Source organism: Kitasatospora hibisci, from assembly GCF_043950205.1.
Classification (GTDB): domain Bacteria; phylum Actinomycetota; class Actinomycetes; order Streptomycetales; family Streptomycetaceae; genus Kitasatospora; species Kitasatospora hibisci.
In genome coordinates, this window is sequence record NZ_CP171642.1 from 5,965,682 (window position 1) to 5,984,218 (window position 18,537).

An 18,537-nucleotide genomic window follows, 5' to 3' on the forward strand; every position below is an offset into this window, starting at 1 on the left:
CTCAGCCCCTCCGGACGGCCGGGCCGCCCTGCGGGCGCGGGAGCGGGAGCCGGGCGACCAGCTCGGCCACGATCTGCTCGGCGGTGCGGCGGCCGAGGTGGCTCTCCGCGGTGGGCATCAGGCGGTGGGCGAGCACCGGGACGGCCAGGCGCTGGACGTCGTCCGGGGTGACGTAGTCGCGGCCGTCCAGGGCGGCGGCGGCGCGGGCGGCGCGCACCAGGTGCAGCGTGGCGCGCGGCGAGGCGCCCAGACGCAGCTCGTGGCTGGTGCGGGTGGCGCCGACCAGATCGACGGCGTAACGGCGGACCGGGTCGGCGATGTGCACGGTGCGCACCAGGTCGATCAGTTTGAGGATGTCCGCGGCGTGCGCGACCGGCTGCAGGTCGTCCAGCGGGCTGGCGCCGCCGTGCACGTCGAGCATGGCCAGCTCGGCCTCGGGGCTCGGGTAGCCCATCGAGATCCGGGCCATGAAGCGGTCCCGCTGGGCCTCGGGGAGGGCGTAGGTGCCCTCCATCTCGACCGGGTTCTGGGTGGCCACGACCATGAACGGCGAGGGCAGCTCGTAGCTGGTGCCGTCGATGGTGACCTGGCGCTCCTCCATCGACTCCAGCAGCGCGGACTGGGTCTTCGGCGAGGCGCGGTTGATCTCGTCGCCGACCACGATCTGGGCGAAGATCGCGCCCGGGCGGAACTCGAAGTCGCGCTGGTGCTGGTCGAAGATGTTGGTGCCGGTGACGTCCGAGGGCAGCAGGTCCGGGGTGAACTGGATGCGCCGCACGGTGCAGTCGACGGACCGGGCGAGCGCCTTGGCCAGCATGGTCTTGCCGACGCCGGGCACGTCCTCCAGCAGCAGGTGGCCCTCGGCGAGCAGGACGGTGAGCGCGATCCGGACGGCCTCCGGCTTGCCCTCGATCACGCTCTCGATGTTCTGCCGTACCCGGTCCACGACGGCGGCGAGCTCGGGCAGACCGACCGGGTGGTACCCGGGTGCCCTCCGGTCGGCCCCCGCACGACCTTCGAGACCGGCCTGATCGTTGTAGCTCGTCACCCGTACGCTCCCTGGCACCTTCGCCCGCCTCACCCCGAGGCCGGGCCCCCACCCCATGCTTGACGCGGCCCTTCGAGGAGCGGTTCCGCGGGGGACACCGGCGCCCGGGGAGGGCCTGCGGCCTGGCCGCCCCAGGTGGTTCGGGGTCAGACCGGCAGGCGCATTCTCCCCCGTGCGGTGGCCAGAAGTCACCCTCTTGCCCGGAAGCACCGGCGTTGCGGTCCGGGCCGGCGGGAGGCGGTGCGCGGTGTCGCCGCCGCGGTGGGGGAACGGCGGTCGGCCGCGTACGGGAGGGAGCCCCGGCGGGGCCCGGGCGGGGTCGGCCGGGCCGGGAGGGCGGAGCCGGGGGGATCAGGAGATCTCGCGCAGCAGTCCGGTGTGGACGTCGAAGACGAAGCCGCGCACGTCGTCGGTGTGCAGCAGGAAGGGCGAGGTGCGCACCCGCTGCATGGACTGCCGGACGTCGCCGTCGAGGTCGACGAAGGACTCGACCGCCCACTGCGGGCGCTGGCCGACCTCCAGCTCCAGCTCGCGCCGGAAGTCCTCGGTGAGGCCGAGCAGGCCGCAGCCGGTGTGGTGGATCAGCGCGATCGAGCGGGTGCCGAGGGCGCGCTGGCTGATGGTGAGGGACCGGATGGTGTCGTCGGTGACGACTCCGCCGGCGTTGCGGATGACGTGCGCGTCGCCCAGCTCCAGCCCGAGGGCGGCGAACAGGTCGAGTCGGGCGTCCATGCAGGCGACGACGGCGATCCGCTGGACGGGGCGGGCGTCCATGCCTCCGTCGCGGAAGGTCACGGCGTAGTCGCGGTTGGCCGCCACGAAGCGGTCGATGATGGCGGGTGCGGTGTCGGCAGCGGCGGACGGCGTGGGCCGGTCGGGAGTCACTGTCATGGTGGAGACGTTAGTGGGGTTCACCGCCGCGTGGTGGGGTCCGGGGCTACAGACCGGGCGGCTGTGACCGAGTGCATATCCACAAAACGACACCGTCGCGGGCGTTCCGTCCCGATCCGCCCAGCGGGGTCCGGGAGGTCGGGGCGGCCGGGGGCGCGAAGCCCCGCGCCCGGTCGTCGGGCCGGCCGGTGGCCGCCCGGCGGTGCCCCTGCGACCTGCGGTGATCCGTACCGCCGCCCGGGTGGTGCGCCGGAGCGGGCCATTGACTGGCGGGGGCCGCGCGATAGAGTTGCGGCGCAGTGGAGCACACCCGTCGGGGCCCGTCAACCGGGTCTTTCCGGCCGGTGCGGCGGCCGACGCGGCCCGTGGCCTCCACCCGCTCCGTGCCACCTGGCGCACCTTCCCCGGTGCCGGGCGGTCACGACCTTCCCCCTGAGCGGGCGGGGACCACGGGCCGCGTCCCGGGCCCGCGGGCTCCCCCCGTGCGCCGGCCGCGGCCCGCGGTGGGCCAAAATGGTCGGAGCTCCCGGACGTCGGGCTGCTCCGCACCGAGGAAGGGCGCCACCGCGCATGACCACCAACGATCCGGCTCCCAAGCACGTCCCGGTGATGCTGCAGCGGTGCATGGACGCGCTGGCCCCGGCGATCTCCCGGCCCGGCGCCGTGGTGGTGGACGCCACCCTCGGTCTCGGCGGGCACAGCGAGGCCCTGCTGACCCAGTTCCCGGACGTCCGGCTGATCGCGGTGGACCGCGACCCGGCGGCGCTGAAGCTCTCCGGCGAGCGGCTGGCCCGTTTCGGTGACCGGGCCACCCTGGTGCACGCCGTCTACGACGAGATCCCCGAGGTTCTGGAGCGCCTGGGCGTCGACCGGATCGACGGCGTCCTGTTCGACCTGGGCGTCTCCTCGATGCAGCTGGACGAGGCCGAGCGCGGCTTCGCGTACGCCCAGGACGCGCCGTTGGACATGCGGATGGACCAGACCCGAGGCATCAGCGCGGCCGAGGTGCTGAACACCTACAGCCACGGCGAGCTGGCCCGGATCCTCAAGTTCTACGGCGAGGAGCGGTTCGCCGGGAAGATCGCCTCGGTGATCGTGCGTGAGCGGGAGAAGGAACCGTTCACCAACAGCGCGCGTCTGGTCGAGTTGGTCCGCAACGCCATCCCGGCCGCCACCCGCCGCACCGGCGGCAACCCGGCCAAGCGCACCTTCCAGGCGCTGCGGATCGAGGTCAACGGTGAGCTGGAGGTGCTGGACCGGGCGATCCCGGGCGCACTGGACGTGCTGGCGCTGGGCGGGCGGATCGTCGTGATGTCCTACCAGTCGCTGGAGGACCGCCTGGTCAAGCAGTACTTCGCGGCCGGCGCGACCAGCACCGCCCCGCCCGGGCTGCCGTTCGTCCCGGAGGAGCACCAGCCCTGGCTGAAGCTGATCACCCGCGGTGCCGAGCAGGCCACCGAGGCGGAGATCGAGGAGAACCGGCGTGCCGCGCCCGTGCGGCTGCGGGTGGCGGAGAGGATCAGGGACCGGAGCACCCGGGGCTGATCGGGCCGGGCGGTCGGAAGGGCGGAGGAGACAGCGTGGTGGCCGGAGGCGGGGCGGGGAGTGCGGTACTCCCCGGGCAGGGCGGCAGGGCGCGGATCACGGTCCGCCCCGGGCGGCGGCCGGTGCGGGGGCGGACGCCGTTCGCGGTGCTGGTGGTGGTCCTGCTGGCGGCCGGGCTGCTCGGCCTGCTCGCGATGAACACCGCGCTCAACGAGGGATCCTTCGAGCTCTCCCGGCTGCAGCGGCAGACCACCGTGCTCACCGACGAGCAGCAGGGCCTGCAGCACCAGATCGACCAGAACTCCGCGCCGGACGCGCTCGCCCGCCGGGCCGCCGAGCTGGGCATGGTCCCGGCCGGGGGGATGGCCTTCCTCGACGTCCCGAACGGCGGCAAGGTGCTGGGCTCGCCCGGTCCGGCACAGGACAACCAGCCGGTGAAGCGCTCCACCGCCGAGCCGTGGCCGGGCAAGCCGCAGCCCTCGCCGAGCGCACAGCCGAGCGCCCAGCCGAGCGGCGCCGCGCCGAGCGCGCCGGTGTCCGGCGGCGACACCACCGTGCGGGTCAACCCTGCGCCCCCGGCCGCCCCCGCCGTGGGCGGGGGTGCGGGCCGATGAGCGACTGGAAGCCCTCCGGCGGAGCGGGCGGTACGGGGCGGCCCCGGCCGACGGCCAAGGGCGCCGCGCCCCGCCAGAGCCCGCGGGGCCAGGTGCCGCGTGCCCAGGGCGGCCGCCCCCAGCCCGCCAAGGCGCAGCCGGCCAAGCCACAGCCCGCCGCCCGGTCGAAGCAGCCGCCGAAGGCCCAGCCGGCGAAGGCCCAGCCCGCGAAGGTCCAGCCGGCGAAGCCCAAGCCGCAGCCGGCGAGGTCGCAGCAGCCGCCGCCCGCGCGGTCACAGGCGCCCAAACCCGCGGCCGCCAAGACCGGGACGCCCCGCAGGGAGCCGAAGGCCGCCGCCCCCCGGACCCCGCTGCAGCGCCGCTCCGACGCCCGCCCGGCCGCCCGCGGCCAGGGGCCGGGGCGGCCGCGCCCGAAGGCCCGTCCGCCGCAGTCCCGGTCGATCAGGCTGGCCGACCCGCGCCGCCGGCTCCGGGTGGTCACGGTGGTGCTCTCCCTGGTGTTCTCGGTCTTCGCCGGCCGCCTGGTCCAGCTCCAGCTGGTGGACTCCGACGCGCTGGCCGCCGACGCCAACACCAACCGCTACCTGGACATCCCGATCACCGCCGAGCGCGGCTCGATAACGTCCGCCGACGGCGTGGCCCTCGCCACCACCGTCGACGCGTACGACATCACCGCGGACCCGGCCATGTTCACCCCGGAGGCCGCCGGCATCCCGGACGCCCCCGAGCAGGCGGCCGCGCTGCTGGCGCCGATCCTCGGCCTGTCCAAGGAGAAGATCGCCGCCGATCTGCACACCCCCAAGACCCGCTACAAGCGCCTGGCCGCCCAGCAGACCCCGGACGTCAAGAACCAGATCAGCGACCTCAAGTCGACCCTGGAGAAGCAGGCGGGCTCACGGTCCTGCGCGGCCCAGAAGCGGCTGCTGAACAAGCCCGCAGAGGGCGGCGGGCGGACCAGGCTGGACAACGAGTGCGTCAACCCGCTGGCCGGGGTCTTCAACCGCGACACCCAGAAGCGCGTCTACCCCTCGGACGGTCTGGCCGCCAACCTGGTCGGCTTCGTCAACGCCGAGGGCGAGGGCGCAGGCGGCCTGGAGCAGCAGTACCAGAAGCAGCTGGCCGGCAAGGAGGGCCACAGCAGCTACGCCCAGGCCGGCGGCCGGCTGGTGCCCACCGCCGGGGGCTCGCTCGACCCCGCCGTGCCCGGCACCGACCTGCGGCTGACCATCAACCGGGACATCCAGTGGGCCGCCCAGCGCGCCATCACCGACCAGGTCGCCAACGCCGGGGCGGAGAAGGGCTACGTCATCGTCCAGGACGTGAAGACCGGTCAGGTGCTCGCGATGGCCACCTCGCCGGGCTTCAACCCCAACAGCCTGAGCAGCGCCAAGGCCAACCAGCTGGGCAACGCGGCGCTCCAGGACGTCTACGAGCCCGGCAGCACCGCCAAGCTGATGACCATGGCCGCGGTGCTGGACACCGGCAAGGCGAGCTGGGACACCAAGGTCACCGTCCCCTACCCGCTGGTCCGCGGTGACACGGCGTTCAAGGACGACGAGGTGCACGACACCTGGTACCTGACCCTGGCCGGGGTGCTCGCCAAGTCGTCCAACATCGGTACCATCGAGGCCGCCCAGACCCTGGGCGCCACCCAGCCCGAGGCCAACAAGGTGCTCTACGACTACCTGCGGAAGTTCGGCATCGGCCGGCAGACCGGCCTGGGCTTCCCCGGGGAGACGGCCGGCATCCTGGACAAGCCGGAGGACTGGAAGGCGTCGAAGCAGTACACCATCCCGTTCGGCCAGGGCCTGTCGGTCAACGCGCTCCAGGCGACCTCGGTGTACTCCACCATCGCCAACGGCGGGGTGCGGGTCGCCCCCAGCGTCGTCCAGGGGACCACCGCGCCGGACGGCCGGTACTCGCCCGCCCCGCCGGGGGCGGAGTCCCGGGTGGTCTCCGAGCAGACCGCCAGGACGCTCACCGAGATGCTGGAGTCCGTCGTCACCGACGAGCAGGGCACCGGCGGCCGGGCGGCCATCCCCGGCTACCGGGTGGCGGGCAAGACCGGTACTGCCAACCGGGTGGACCCCAAGACCGGCGGTTACCGCGGGTACACCGCCTCGTTCATCGGCTTCGCCCCGGCCGACCAGCCCCGGGTCACGGTCTCCTGCGTGATCCAGGACCCGGTCAACGGCCACTTCGGCGGCCAGCTCTGCGGGCCGGTGTTCAAGCAGGTGATGGAGTTCACCCTGAAGACCCTGCAGGTGCCGCCGAGCGGGAGCGAGGCGCCCAACCTGCCCGTCGAGTGGAAGCCGTGATCGACCATGGACAACGAGCGGGCCGGGCGGGCCGACGCCACGGCGGCGGCCCGGTTTGGCAAGGGACGCCCTCCGGCGGATAGCCTTCCCGCCGTGCCGAAACCCGATCAAATCACCGTGAGCCCGCCCCGCCCCACCGGGGCCGCGGCCCAGCCGCTCGCCGAGCTGGCCCGACTGCTCGGCCTCGCGCCCGTCGAGGGGGGCCCGGTCACCGGCGTCACCCACGACTCCCGTGCCGTCCGCCCGGGCGACGTGTACGTGGCCTTCCCGGGCGCCAACCACCACGGCGCGGCCTTCGCGGCCCAGGCCGCGGCGGCCGGTGCGGTCGCGCTGCTCACCGACCGGGCCGGCGCCGAGCTGGCGGCCGGCACCGGCCTGCCGATGCTGGTCGTCGACCGGCCCCGGGCCCGGATGGGCGAGCTGGCCGCCGCCGTCTACGGCCGGCCCTCCGAGCGGCTGCTGATGATCGGGCTGACCGGCACCAACGGCAAGACCACCACCTCCTACCTGGTCGAGGGCGGTCTGCGCGGCGCCGGTCGCAGCCCCGGGGTGATCGGTACCGTCGAGATGCGGGTCGGCGAGGAGCGGATCAAGAGCGAGCGGACCACTCCCGAGGCCACCGACCTGCACGCGATCCTCGCCGTGATGGGCGAGCGCGGCGCGGACGCGGTGACCATGGAGGTCTCCAGCCACGCTTTGGTCTTCGGCCGCACCGACGGCGTGGTCTACGACGTCGCGCTGTTCAACAACCTCACCCCCGAGCACCTCGACTTCCACCCGGACATGGAGGACTACTTCCAGGCGAAGGCCCGGCTCTTCCAGCCCGGCAAGTCCCGCCTCGGGGTGGCCAACCTGGACGACGCCTACGGGCGCCGGCTGGCCGCCGAGGCGAAGATCCCGATCACCTCGTTCTCCGCCACCGGTGCGCCCGAGGCCGACTGGCGCGCGGTGGACGTCCAGCTCGGTCCGGTCGGCTCGACCTTCCGGGTGCTCGGCCCGGACGGGGCCGAGGCTGACGCCGCGGTTCCGCTGCCCGGCCCGTTCAACGTCGCCAACGCGCTGGCCGCGATCACCGTCCTGGTCACCGCCGGGCTGCCGCTGGAGCAGGCCGTGGCCGGGGTCGCCGCGGTGCCCGGGGTGCCCGGCCGCCTGGAGCGGGTGGACGCCGGACAGCCCTACGTCGCGGTGGTCGACTACGCCCACAAGCCGGACGCCCTGCAGGCCGTCCTCGGCTCGCTGCGCGAGGTCACCAAGGGTCGGCTGCACGTGGTGGTCGGGTGCGGAGGCGACCGCGACCCGCACAAGCGCGCCCCGATGGGCGCCATCGCCGCCCGGCTCGCCGACACGGCGCTGCTGACCAGCGACAACCCGCGCAGCGAGGACCCCCTGGCGATCCTCGCCACCATGCTGACCGGCGCCGCCTCGGTGCCCGAGGCCGAGCGCGGCGCCGTCCTGGTCGTCCCCGACCGCGCCGAGGCGATCCACCTCGCGGTGGCCCGCGCCCAGGCCGGGGACACCGTGCTGGTGGCCGGAAAGGGCCATGAACTTGGCCAGTACGTCCGAGACGAGATCCGCCCCTTCGACGACCGGGAGGTGTTGCGCGAGGCCGTCGCGCGGACCACGGCCGCCCGGGGCACCGGAGTAGTGGAGCAGCCGTGATCGCACTGACCCTGGCCGAGGTGGCCGCAGCAGTCGGGGGCACCCTGGACGGCGCCGACCCCGCCACCCCGGTCACCGGCCCGGTCGAGGTCGACTCCCGCAAGGTGCGCCCCGGGGGCCTCTTCGCGGCCTTCATCGGCGAGCACGTGGACGGCCACGACTACGCCGAGCGGGCCGTCGCGGCCGGTGCCGTCGCGGTCCTGGCCTCCCGCCCCGTCGGCGTGCCCGCCGTCCTGGTGGACAGCGTCGTGGACGCGCTCGGCAAGCTGGCCCGCGCCGTGGTCGCCCGTGCCGAGGGCACCGCAGTGGTCGCGCTGACCGGCTCGGCCGGCAAGACCAGCACCAAGGACCTGATCGCCCAGCTGCTCCAGCGCCACGGCGAGACCGTCTACCCGCCGGGCTCGCTCAACAACGAGATCGGCCACCCGATGACCGCGCTGCGGGTCGAGGAGGGCACCCGGCACCTGGTGATGGAGATGGGCGCCCGGCACAAGGGCGACATCGAGTACCTCACCTCGATCACCCCGCCCCGGATCGGCCTGGTGCTGAACGTCGGCACCGCGCACGTCGGCGAGTTCGGCTCCCAGGAGGCGATCGCCGAGGCCAAGGGCGAGCTGGTGGAGGCGCTGCCCGCGGAGGGCACGGCGATCCTCAACGCGGACGACCCGCTGGTGCGGGCGATGGCGGCCCGGACCAGGGCCAAGGTGGTGTACTTCGGCGAGTCCCGGGAGGCCGACGTCAGGGCACAGGATGTTCGCCTCGACTCCACCGGACGGCCATCGTTCACGCTGACCACCCCCACCGGTTCCGCAGCCGTGCAGCTGCGCCTGTACGGTGAGCACCACGTCTCGAACGCCCTCGCCGCCGCCGCGGTGGCGGTGGAGCTCGGGATGTCCGTCGACGACACCGCCGAAGCACTGAGCGAGGCGGGTGCGCTGTCCCGCTGGCGCATGGAGGTCGTCGACCGGGCCGATGGTGTCACCGTCGTCAACGACGCCTACAACGCGAACCCCGACTCGATGCGGGCCGCGCTGCGGGCGCTGGTCTCGATGGGGGGACGAGGCCCGGAGCGCCGCCGCACCTGGGCGGTGCTCGGCGAGATGCGGGAGCTCGGCGAGGAGAGCCTGGCCGAGCACGACGCCATCGGGCGGCTCGCGGTACGGCTGGACGTCACCAAGCTGGTGGCGGTCGGCGGTCGCGAGGCGGCCTGCATGGAACTGGGCGCGAGGAACGAAGGTTCGTGGGGTGAGGAGTCGGTGCTGGTGTCCGACGCGGACGCGGCGGTCGAGCTGCTGCGCAGTCAGCTGCGGCCGGGGGATGTGGTCCTGGTGAAGGCGTCCCGTTCGGTGGGGCTGGAGAAGGTGGCCGAGGCGCTGCTCGCGGACGGTGCTGCCTAAATGAAGCAGATCCTGTTCTCCGGCATGATCGGCCTCGTCCTTTCACTGCTGGGCACCCCCGCCCTGATCAAGCTGCTCGCCCGGCACGGCTACGGCCAGTACATCCGCGACGACGGCCCGAAGGCGCACCACAGCAAGAAGGGCACGCCCACCATGGGCGGCATCGCCTTCATCCTGGCGACGCTGATCGCCTACTTCGCCACCAAGGCGATAACGGGCGAGTCCCCGACCGTCTCGGGGCTGCTGGTGCTCTTCCTGACGGCCGGTCTGGGCCTGGTCGGCTTCCTGGACGACTACATCAAGGTGGTCAAGCGCCGCTCGCTGGGCCTGCGGGCCAAGGCGAAGCTGCTCGGCCAGTCCTTCGTCGGCCTCGCCTTCGCCGTCCTGGCGCTGCAGTTCAGCGACGACCGGGGGCTCGCCCCGGCCTCCCAGCACCTTTCCTTCGTCCGGGACTTCGGCTGGTCGATCGGCCCGGTGCTGTTCGTCATCTTCGCGTACTTCATGATCGCCGCGATGTCGAACGGCGTGAACCTGACGGACGGTCTGGACGGCCTGGCCACCGGTGCCTCGGTGATGGTCTTCGGTGCGTACACCTTCATCGGCCTCTGGGAGTACACCCAGAGCTGTGCGTACGCCATCACCGCCACCGCCAACTGCTACGACGTCCGCGACCCGCTGGACCTCGCGGTCGTCGCCTCGGCCCTGATGGGCTCCTGCTTCGGCTTCCTGTGGTGGAACACCTCGCCCGCCAAGATCTTCATGGGGGACACCGGCTCGCTCGCCCTCGGCGGCGCCCTGGCCGGTCTGGCGATCTGCTCCCGCACCGAGCTGCTGGTCGCCGTGCTCGGCGGCCTCTTCGTGATCATCACCCTCTCGGTGATCATCCAGGTCGGCTCGTTCCGGATGACCGGGAAGCGCGTCTTCAAGATGGCGCCGCTGCAGCACCACTTCGAACTCAAGGGCTGGACCGAGGTCCTGATCGTGGTCCGGTTCTGGATCATCCAGGGCCTCTGCGTCGCCGTCGGCCTCGGCCTCTTCTACGCGGGATGGGTGACCGGATGACCGACCTCCAGCCGGCCGGGCCGGAGTGGACCGGACTGCCGGTCACCGTCGCCGGCCTCGGCGTCTCGGGCATCAGCGCGGCCCGCGTGCTGCGCGCCCTCGGCGCCCGGGTCACCGTCGTGGACGGCGGCTCCGGCGAGGGCCTGAAGGCTCGCGCGGCCGAGCTGGAGGCCCAGGGCGTCACCGTCCGCCTGGGCGACGGCGCGACCCTGCCCGAGGGCACCCGACTGGTCGTCACCTCGCCCGGGTGGCCGCCGAACAGCACGCTGTTCGCCGCGGCCGACCGGGCCGGCGTCGAGGTCTGGGGCGACGTCGAGCTCGCCTGGCGGCTGCGCAGGCCGCTGCCGGCCACCGGCGAGCCGGCCCCCTGGCTGGCCGTCACCGGCACCAACGGCAAGACCACCACCGTCCAGATGCTCGCCTCGATCCTCACCGCCGCCGGCAAGCGCACCGCCGCCGTCGGCAACGTCGGGGTCTCGGTGCTGGACGCCGTGCTCGCCGAGGAGCCGTACGACGTGCTCGCGGTCGAGCTCTCCAGCTACCAGCTGCACTGGGCGTCCTCGCTGCGCCCGTACTCGGCGGCCGTGCTCAACCTGGCTCCCGACCACCTGGACTGGCACGGCTCGATGGAGGCGTACGCCGCCGACAAGGGCCGGATCTACGAGGGCAACGTCGTCGCCTGCGTGTACAACCTTGCCGACCCGGCCACCGAGGCGCTGGTCCGCGAGGCCGACGTCGAGGAGGGCTGCCGGGCGATCGGTTTCGGCCTCGGCGCGCCCGCCCCGTCGAACTTCGGCGTGGTGGACGGCCTGCTGGTGGACCGGGCCTTCGTGCCGGACCGGACCAAGAGCGCCGCCGAGCTGGGCTCGGTGTCGGACGTCAACCCGCCGGCGCCGCACAACATCGCCAACGCGCTCGCCGCCGCAGCGCTGGCCCGCTCCTACGGCGTCGACGTCAAGGCCGTCCGCGAGGGCCTTCGGGCCTTCCGCCCGGACGCGCACCGGATCGCCGAGGTCGGCGTGGTCGGCGGCGTGGCCTACGTCGACGACTCCAAGGCCACCAACACCCACGCGGCGGCCGCCTCGCTGGCCGCCTACCGGCCGATCGTCTGGATCGCCGGCGGCCTGGCCAAGGGCGCCGCCTTCGACGACCTGGTCCAGGGCGCGGCGCAGCGGCTGCGCGCCGCCGTGCTGATCGGTGAGGACCGCGCGCTGATCCGCGAGGCCCTGGCGCGACACGCGCCGGATGTCCCGGTCATCGAGGCGGCCGAGGGCCAGACTGGCGCGGTGGCGATGGCCGAGGTGGTCCGGACGGCCGCATCGCTCGCCCGGTCGGGTGACACCGTGCTGCTGGCCCCGGCCTGCGCCTCGATGGACATGTTCACCAACTACGGCGAGCGCGGCGACCTCTTCGCGGCGGCGGTCCGGGAGCTGGCGGACACGCCATAGCGGGAACGGCGAGCGGGCCGCGGAGACGAGGGAGCGCAGGAGTGGTGGCGGGGCAGGGCGGGGTGGGCGGTTCCGGTGCGCCGGAAAAGGGCGCTGCCGATCCCTGGCGGGTGATCTCGGCCACCACGACCGCCTACAAGTCGGCCGGCCCGCTGGCCCGCCTGCAGGCCTTCCGGGCCCGTCTGCGGTACACCCTGGACCGGCCGCTCACGCCCTACCTGCTGATCATCGGCTCGACCCTGCTGCTCGTGGTCCTGGGCCTGATGATGGTCTTCTCGGCCTCGCAGATCCTGGCCCTGGGCCAGCACCGCTCGGCGCAGTACTACTTCCTGAAACAGCTGGTCGCGGTGGTGCTCGGCCTGGTGCTGCTGATCGGCTTCGCCTCCGTGCCGGTGGCGGTGCTGCGGGTGATCGTCTACCCGGCGATGTTCGGGGTGATCGGCGCACTCGCGCTGGTCGCGATCCCCGGCATCGGGGTCGAGGTCAACGGGAACCGGAACTGGCTTGATCTCGGCCTGATGCAGTTCCAGCCGTCCGAGTTCGCCAAGCTCGCCCTGGTGCTCTGGGGCGCCGACCTGCTCGCCCGCAAACAGCGCAACGGCACCCTCGACCAGTGGAAGCACCTGCTGGTCCCGCTGGTGCCGGGCGCGCTGCTGCTGCTGGCGATGATCATGCTCGGCGGTGACATGGGCACCTCGATGATCCTGGTGGCCATGCTCTTCGGCCTGCTCTGGATGGTCGGCGCGCCGCTGCGGCTGTTCGTCGCCACCCTCGGCGTGGCCGTCGTGGTCTGCACCGCCCTGGTGGTCACCGTCCCACACCGGGCGGAGCGGCTCTCCTGCATCGGCGTCACCAAGCTCGACCCGGCCGGCGCCTGCTTCCAGGCCCTGCACGGCGTCTACTCGTTCGGCCTCGGCGGCCTGTTCGGCTCCGGCCTCGGCGCCGGGGTCGAGAAGTGGGGCCAGCTCCCGGAGGCGCACACCGACTTCATCTTCGCCGCGACCGGCGAGGAACTCGGCCTGGTGGGGACGCTGTCGGTGATCGGTCTCTTCGCGGCACTAGGCTACGCGGGTATCCGTGTGGCCATCGGCACGAAGGACCCCTTCGTCAGGTACGCCGCGGGAGCCGCCACCACCTGGATCATGGCGCAGGCCGTGATCAACCTGGGGTCGGCGCTGGGACTGCTGCCCATCGCGGGCGTCCCGCTCCCGCTGTTCTCCTACGGCGGTTCCGCCATGCTGTCGGCCATGTCCGCGATCGGGGTGCTGCTCTGCCTGGCACGCAGCAGCTCGGGCGCGAAGGCGGCCCTGGCCGCCCGGAGCAAGAACTCCCGGATCAGGAGACGACTGGCCCGGGTGCTGCCACGACGACGAACCACAGCGCGCCCGGCCCCCGGGCCGGCACGCAGGGAGCGGTGAATTTCGGTGCATGTCGTACTCGCCGGCGGGGGGACCGCCGGTCACATCGAGCCGGCCATGGCCCTCGCGGACGCACTCCGCAGGCACGACCCGTCCGTCGGGATCACCGCCCTCGGTACCGAGCGCGGCCTGGAGACCCGTCTGGTGCCCGAGCGCGGCTACCAGCTGGAGCTCATCCCGGCCGTCCCGCTGCCCCGCAAGCCCACCCCCGAGCTGATCACCGTCCCGGGCCGGCTGCGCGGCACCGTCCGGGCCGCCCAGGAGATCATCGAGCGGGTCAACGCGGACGTCGTGGTCGGCTTCGGCGGCTACGTCGCGATGCCGGCCTACCTGGCCGCCAAGCGGGCCGGCGTGCCGATCGTGGTGCACGAGGCCAACGCCCGGCCCGGCCTGGCCAACAAGATCGGCGCCCGGTACAGCGACTTCGTCGCCGTCTCCACGCCGGACAGCAAGCTGCGCGACTCCCGGTACATCGGCATCCCGCTGCGCCGCACCATCGCCACGCTGGACCGCAACGCGGCCCGCCCGGAGGCCCGGCACTACTTCGGCCTCGACCAGCGGCTGCCCACCCTGCTGGTCTCCGGCGGCTCGCAGGGCGCCCGCCGGCTGAACGAGACGGTCACCGCGATCGCGCCGCGGCTGCAGCAGTACGGCGTGCAGATCCTGCACGCGGTCGGTCCGAAGAACGAGCTGCCGCAGGTGGACGACATCCCCGGGATGCCGCCGTACCGTCCGGTGCCGTACGTGGACCGGATGGACCTCGCCTACGCCGCGGCCGACCTGATGCTCTGCCGGGCCGGCGCCATGACGGTGGCCGAGCTGGCGGCGGTCGGCCTGCCCGCCGCGTTCGTCCCGCTGCCGATCGGCAACGGCGAGCAGCGGCTGAACGCCCAGCCGATGGTCAAGGCGGGCGGCGGCCTGCTGGTCGACGACGCCGAGCTCACCCCGGACTGGGTGCTGCAGAACGTGCTGCCGGTGCTGACCGACCCGCAGCGGCTCTGGGACATGAGCCGGGCGGCGGCCGAGTTCGGCCGCCGGGACGCCGACGAGCTGCTGGTCGGCATGGTCTACGAGGCGATCGACGCCGCCCGGGGCGGCCGCCGCCGTGGCTGACGGCCGGCTCGCCGACCCGTCCCCGGCCGCCGGCCGGGGGCACCCGCGGGACGAGGTGGAGTTCGGGGAGGAGGAGTACGCTCCCCGGCTCCGGCTCTCCCCGCGGGGCATCGCGGTGCTGGGCGTGCTCGGCGCCGCGGTGGTCGGCGTGCTGGCCTGGCTGGTGTTCTTCTCCCCGGCCCTGGACGTGCGCAGCGTCGCGGTCCAGGGTGCGGCGGACGACCGGCTGACGGCCGACCAGGTCCGCGCGGCCATCGGCGAGCTGGGCGGCGGCCCGTTGGCGCGGGTGGACCTCGACGACGTGAAGAAGCGGGTGGAGGCGATCCCGCGGGTGGCCGACGCCGAGGTCTGGCGGGGGTGGCCGCACACCCTGCGGGTGAAGCTCACCCAGCGGACCGCGGTCGCCGCCGTGAAGGGCGAGGACGGCCGCTTCACCCAGGTCGACGCCGCCGGGGTGAGCTTCGCCACCGAGGCCGCGGCCCCGGCGGGCGTCCCGGTGGTCGAGCTCCGCTTGAGCCAGCAGGCCGCCGACGCGGAGCCGGTGCTCGGCCGGCCCCAACTGGTCCAGGCCGCGGTGGCGGTCGCCGCCGGGCTTCCGGCCGAGATCCGGCAACGGGCCGGGGCGGTGCTGGTGCACTCGTACGACGACATCCAGCTTCAGCTCAGTGGGGGTACCACGGTCCGCTGGGGGAGTGCGGAGCAAATCGATCGAAAAGCCCGGGTCCTGTTGGCACTGATGCATCAGAAGGGTACGAACTTCGATGTGAGTGCGCCCGAGGCGCCGGCGGTGTCCGGATGATCCGGTAGGTTCTGTGATTGAGGGAGGGGTTGACGGCTTTCGGCGTCGGCCCGAACCTTGGTGGTCACCCCGGTTTCATCGGCCGGCCGATGATCACATAGGCTCAAAAGAAAAAGGGAAGCTCGGCGTGTTCGTTGAAACACGTGCCAGCGGCCACCTAGTGTCCTGTGTCACCAGACTGTGTCCCCTGGTGATGTGACGGGGGCACAGGACTAACCCTAAAGGTCAAGTTTAGGGTTGGGGTCGGTGGTCGGCATTTCGGACATTCAGTCAGAAACCAGGCTCCCTACCCATCGACATCCGTCGGTACGGCACCCCACCGGGCGTCGGGCCGACCCGGAAATTCGAGGCGAGAGGCCTTCGACGTGGCAGCACCGCAGAACTACCTCGCAGTCATCAAGGTCGTCGGTATCGGCGGCGGTGGTGTCAACGCCATCAACCGGATGATCGAGGTCGGTCTCAAGGGCGTCGAGTTCATCGCGATCAACACCGATGCGCAGGCCCTCCTGATGAGCGACGCCGACGTCAAGCTCGATGTGGGCCGTGAACTCACCCGGGGCCTCGGCGCCGGCGCCAATCCCGAGGTCGGCCGGAAGGCCGCCGAGGACCACCGCGAGGAGATCGAGGAGGTCCTCAAGGGGGCCGACATGGTCTTCGTCACCGCCGGCGAGGGCGGCGGCACCGGCACGGGCGGCGCGCCGGTGGTGGCCAACATCGCCCGTTCGCTCGGCGCGCTGACCATCGGCGTGGTCACCCGCCCCTTCACCTTCGAGGGCCGGCGTCGCGCCAACCAGGCCGAGGACGGCATCGCCAGCCTGCGCGAGGAGGTCGACACCCTCATCGTGATCCCCAACGACCGGCTGCTGTCCATCTCGGACCGCCAGGTCAGCGTGCTGGACGCGTTCCGCTCCGCCGACCAGGTGCTGCTCTCCGGTGTCCAGGGCATCACCGACCTGATCACCACCCCGGGTCTGATCAACCTCGACTTCGCCGACGTCAAGTCCGTCATGTCGGACGCCGGTTCGGCGCTCATGGGCATCGGGTCGGCCCGCGGCGAGGACCGCGCCAAGGCGGCCGCCGTGATGGCGATCTCCTCGCCGCTGCTGGAGGCCTCGATCGACGGCGCCCGCGGCGTGCTGCTGTCCATCTCCGGCGGCTCCGACCTCGGCCTGTTCGAGATCAACGAGTCCGCCCAGCTGGTCAGCGAGGCCGCGCACCCCGAGGCCAACATCATCTTCGGTGCGGTCATCGACGACGCGCTCGGCGACGAGGTCCGGGTCACCGTGATCGCGGCCGGGTTCGACGGCGGGCAGCCGCCCGCCATCGTTCGCGACCCGGTGGTCAAGGCCGGCCAGCAGGCCCCGGCCGCCGCCACGCCGGCCGCCGCGCCGGAGCGCCCGGCGACCCGGCCCGCGTACGGGGGCATCGGCTCGGTGACCGCCCGCCAGGAGGCCGAGGCCCCGGCGCCGGCCCGTCCGGCGGAGGCCCCGGCCACCGCGACCGCCGCCCCGGTGCCGCCGCAGGTGCAGCCGGCCCGCCAGCCGTTCGTGGAGAGCCCCGCCGAGGAGCTCGACGTCCCGGACTTCCTTAAGTGATCGATCGCACGGACCGCAACGGTGCTCACTTCGCCTTCACCACCCGGTGGGGCGGGGTGAGCACTTCGCCGTACGGGGAGCTGAACCTCGGCGGTGCGGTGGGGGACGACCCGGCCGCCGTCCGGGAGAACCGGGCGATCGCGGCCCGCTCGCTGGGGCTGGACCCGGCCGACGTGGTCTGGATGAACCAGGTGCACGGCGCTGACGTCGCCGTGGTGACGGAGCGCCAGCCGGCGGGGGAGGCCCCGGTGGTGGACGCGGTGGTCACCGACCGGCCGCTGGCGCTGGCGGTGCTGACCGCCGACTGCACCCCGGTGCTGCTGGCCGACCCGGTGGCGGGTGTCGTGGGGGCGGCCCACGCGGGCCGGCCCGGGCTGGCGGCCGGTGTGGTCCCGGCGGTGGTCCGGGCGATGCTGGAGCTGGGTGCCGAGCCCGGGCGGATCGCCGCCGCGGTCGGCCCCGCGGTCTGCGGGCGCTGCTACGAGGTCCCGGACGCGCTGCGCGCCGAGGTGGCCGCGGTGGTCCCGGCGGCGTACGCGGAGACGTCCTGGGGCACCCCGGCGCTGGACGTGCCGGCGGGAGTGGCGGCCCAGCTCGCGGCCGCGGGGGTCGCCGATCCGGTGCGATCACCGGTCTGCACCCTCGAATCCGCCGATCACTACTCCTACCGCCGTGAGCAGCGCACGGGCCGGCTCGCGAGCTACGTCTGGTTGGGCTCTGAACTCTGATGACGAACGACATCTACGGACCGTTCCCGGGCAGCCGGGAGTTCCTCGCCGGCCTGACGGAGGGGCAGCGGGCCCGGTACGAGGAACTCGGCACCAATCTGGAGGTCGTCGAGCGGCGGATCGCCGACGCCTGCGCCGCCGCGGGGCGGGCGCGTGACGAGGTGAAGCTGGTCGTGGTCACCAAGACCTACCCGGCCGAGGACACCGCACTGCTGGCCGCGCTGGGCGTCACCGACGTCGCGGAGAACCGCGACCAGGACGCCGCACCCAAGGCGGAGCAGTGCAGAAACCTTCCGCTGGACTGGCACTTCGTCGGCCAGCTGCAGACCAACAAGGTCCGCTCGGTGGTCCGGTACGCGAACCACGTGCACTCGGTCGACCGGCTGCGGTTGGTGGAGTCGCTCTCCGCGGCGGTGCTCAAGTCGGACCGCCCGGAGCTGGGCTGCCTGGTGCAGGTCGCGCTGGACAGGGACGTGCCGGCCGGCGGCGCCGCCGTGCAGGGCGGGGCAGAGCACCGCGCCGGGGTCGCCCCGGCCGACGTCCCGGCGCTGGCGGACGCGATCGCCGAGGCGCCCGGGCTCCGGCTGGACGGGGTGATGACGGTCGCTCCGCTCGCCGGCCCGCTCGCCGGCGACCCGGCCCGCGCCTTCGCGGTGCTGGCGGAAATCGCAAGCGCCGTACGGACGGCCCATCCGGCTGCCACCATGGTTTCCGCGGGAATGAGCGGGGACCTGGAGCAGGCCGTTGCCGCCGGGGCGACACACGTGCGCGTCGGAACGGCGGTACTCGGAGTGCGGTCACCCCTCAGGTAACGTCACCGGGTAGTAGATCAGACTGCAGGACAAAATAGGACAGAAGCTAGCAGCTTTCCAGAGCGCTAGCCAACCGTGGATCGCAGCTCC

The 18,537-nt window shown here is 73.2% G+C and carries 15 protein-coding genes; 13 read left to right on the plus strand and 2 right to left on the minus strand.

Annotation, left to right across the window (positions count from 1 at the left end):
• Position 1 precedes the first annotated feature (1 nt).
• Both ACF9IK_RS26135 and ACF9IK_RS26140 read right to left on the minus strand, forming a co-directional pair.
• Positions 2-1,048 carry an AAA family ATPase gene (locus ACF9IK_RS26135; RefSeq protein WP_395296535.1) on the minus strand — a complete coding sequence of 349 codons (1,047 nt, stop codon included), beginning with the start codon at positions 1,046-1,048 and terminating at the stop codon, positions 2-4.
• 351 nt (positions 1,049-1,399) lie between these two features.
• Positions 1,400-1,939 (minus strand): beta-class carbonic anhydrase, encoded by a 540-nt coding sequence (locus ACF9IK_RS26140; protein WP_395296536.1) that lies wholly within the window; start codon positions 1,937-1,939, stop codon positions 1,400-1,402.
• A gap of 570 nt (positions 1,940-2,509) precedes the next feature.
• Between ACF9IK_RS26140 and rsmH the strand changes: the two genes are divergently transcribed.
• The 13 genes from rsmH to ACF9IK_RS26205 all read left to right on the plus strand — a co-directional run bounded on the left by rsmH (position 2,510) and on the right by ACF9IK_RS26205 (position 18,447).
• Positions 2,510-3,484 carry a 16S rRNA (cytosine(1402)-N(4))-methyltransferase RsmH gene (gene rsmH / locus ACF9IK_RS26145; RefSeq protein WP_395296537.1) on the plus strand — a complete coding sequence of 325 codons (975 nt, stop codon included), beginning with the start codon at positions 2,510-2,512 and terminating at the stop codon, positions 3,482-3,484.
• A gap of 35 nt (positions 3,485-3,519) precedes the next feature.
• Positions 3,520-4,098 carry a cell division protein FtsL gene (locus tag ACF9IK_RS26150; protein WP_395296538.1) on the plus strand — a complete coding sequence of 193 codons (579 nt, stop codon included), beginning with the start codon at positions 3,520-3,522 and terminating at the stop codon, positions 4,096-4,098.
• Positions 4,095-6,416 carry a penicillin-binding transpeptidase domain-containing protein gene (locus ACF9IK_RS26155; protein WP_395296539.1) on the plus strand — a complete coding sequence of 774 codons (2,322 nt, stop codon included), beginning with the start codon at positions 4,095-4,097 and terminating at the stop codon, positions 6,414-6,416. Before ACF9IK_RS26150 ends, ACF9IK_RS26155 begins: the two co-directional genes overlap by 4 nt.
• Positions 6,417-6,509: 93 nt before the next feature.
• Positions 6,510-8,075: a UDP-N-acetylmuramoyl-L-alanyl-D-glutamate--2,6-diaminopimelate ligase gene (locus tag ACF9IK_RS26160; protein ID WP_395296540.1), complete on the plus strand. Its 1,566-nt coding sequence runs from the start codon at positions 6,510-6,512 to the stop codon at positions 8,073-8,075.
• Positions 8,072-9,472, plus strand: coding sequence for a UDP-N-acetylmuramoyl-tripeptide--D-alanyl-D-alanine ligase (locus ACF9IK_RS26165; RefSeq protein WP_395296541.1), 1,401 nt, complete (start codon positions 8,072-8,074; stop codon positions 9,470-9,472). Before ACF9IK_RS26160 ends, ACF9IK_RS26165 begins: the two co-directional genes overlap by 4 nt.
• Entirely contained in the window at positions 9,473-10,534 is a 1,062-nt protein-coding gene (gene mraY, locus ACF9IK_RS26170) for a phospho-N-acetylmuramoyl-pentapeptide-transferase (RefSeq protein ID WP_395296542.1), read from the plus strand.
• Positions 10,531-11,982 (plus strand): UDP-N-acetylmuramoyl-L-alanine--D-glutamate ligase, encoded by a 1,452-nt coding sequence (gene murD / locus ACF9IK_RS26175; protein WP_395296543.1) that lies wholly within the window; start codon positions 10,531-10,533, stop codon positions 11,980-11,982. The genes mraY and murD overlap by 4 nt, the downstream gene beginning before the upstream one ends.
• A 110-nt stretch (positions 11,983-12,092) precedes the next feature.
• Positions 12,093-13,400 (plus strand): putative lipid II flippase FtsW, encoded by a 1,308-nt coding sequence (ftsW, locus tag ACF9IK_RS26180; RefSeq protein ID WP_395298684.1) that lies wholly within the window; start codon positions 12,093-12,095, stop codon positions 13,398-13,400.
• 6 nt (positions 13,401-13,406) lie between these two features.
• On the plus strand, positions 13,407-14,513 hold the full coding sequence (gene murG, locus ACF9IK_RS26185; protein WP_313763339.1) for an undecaprenyldiphospho-muramoylpentapeptide beta-N-acetylglucosaminyltransferase: 1,107 nt from the start codon (positions 13,407-13,409) through the stop codon (positions 14,511-14,513).
• The gene (locus ACF9IK_RS26190) at positions 14,506-15,312 is read left to right on the plus strand and encodes a cell division protein FtsQ/DivIB (protein ID WP_395296544.1); all 807 of its coding nucleotides are present in this window, start codon (positions 14,506-14,508) and stop codon (positions 15,310-15,312) included. The genes murG and ACF9IK_RS26190 overlap by 8 nt, the downstream gene beginning before the upstream one ends.
• 365 nt (positions 15,313-15,677) lie before the next feature.
• Entirely contained in the window at positions 15,678-16,907 is a 1,230-nt protein-coding gene (gene ftsZ / locus ACF9IK_RS26195) for a cell division protein FtsZ (RefSeq protein WP_395296545.1), read from the plus strand.
• The gene (pgeF, locus tag ACF9IK_RS26200; protein ID WP_395296546.1) at positions 16,904-17,635 is read left to right on the plus strand and encodes a peptidoglycan editing factor PgeF; all 732 of its coding nucleotides are present in this window, start codon (positions 16,904-16,906) and stop codon (positions 17,633-17,635) included. The genes ftsZ and pgeF overlap by 4 nt, the downstream gene beginning before the upstream one ends.
• The gene (locus ACF9IK_RS26205) at positions 17,635-18,447 is read left to right on the plus strand and encodes a YggS family pyridoxal phosphate-dependent enzyme (RefSeq protein ID WP_395296547.1); all 813 of its coding nucleotides are present in this window, start codon (positions 17,635-17,637) and stop codon (positions 18,445-18,447) included. The genes pgeF and ACF9IK_RS26205 overlap by 1 nt, the downstream gene beginning before the upstream one ends.
• Positions 18,448-18,537: the final 90 nt, after the last annotated feature.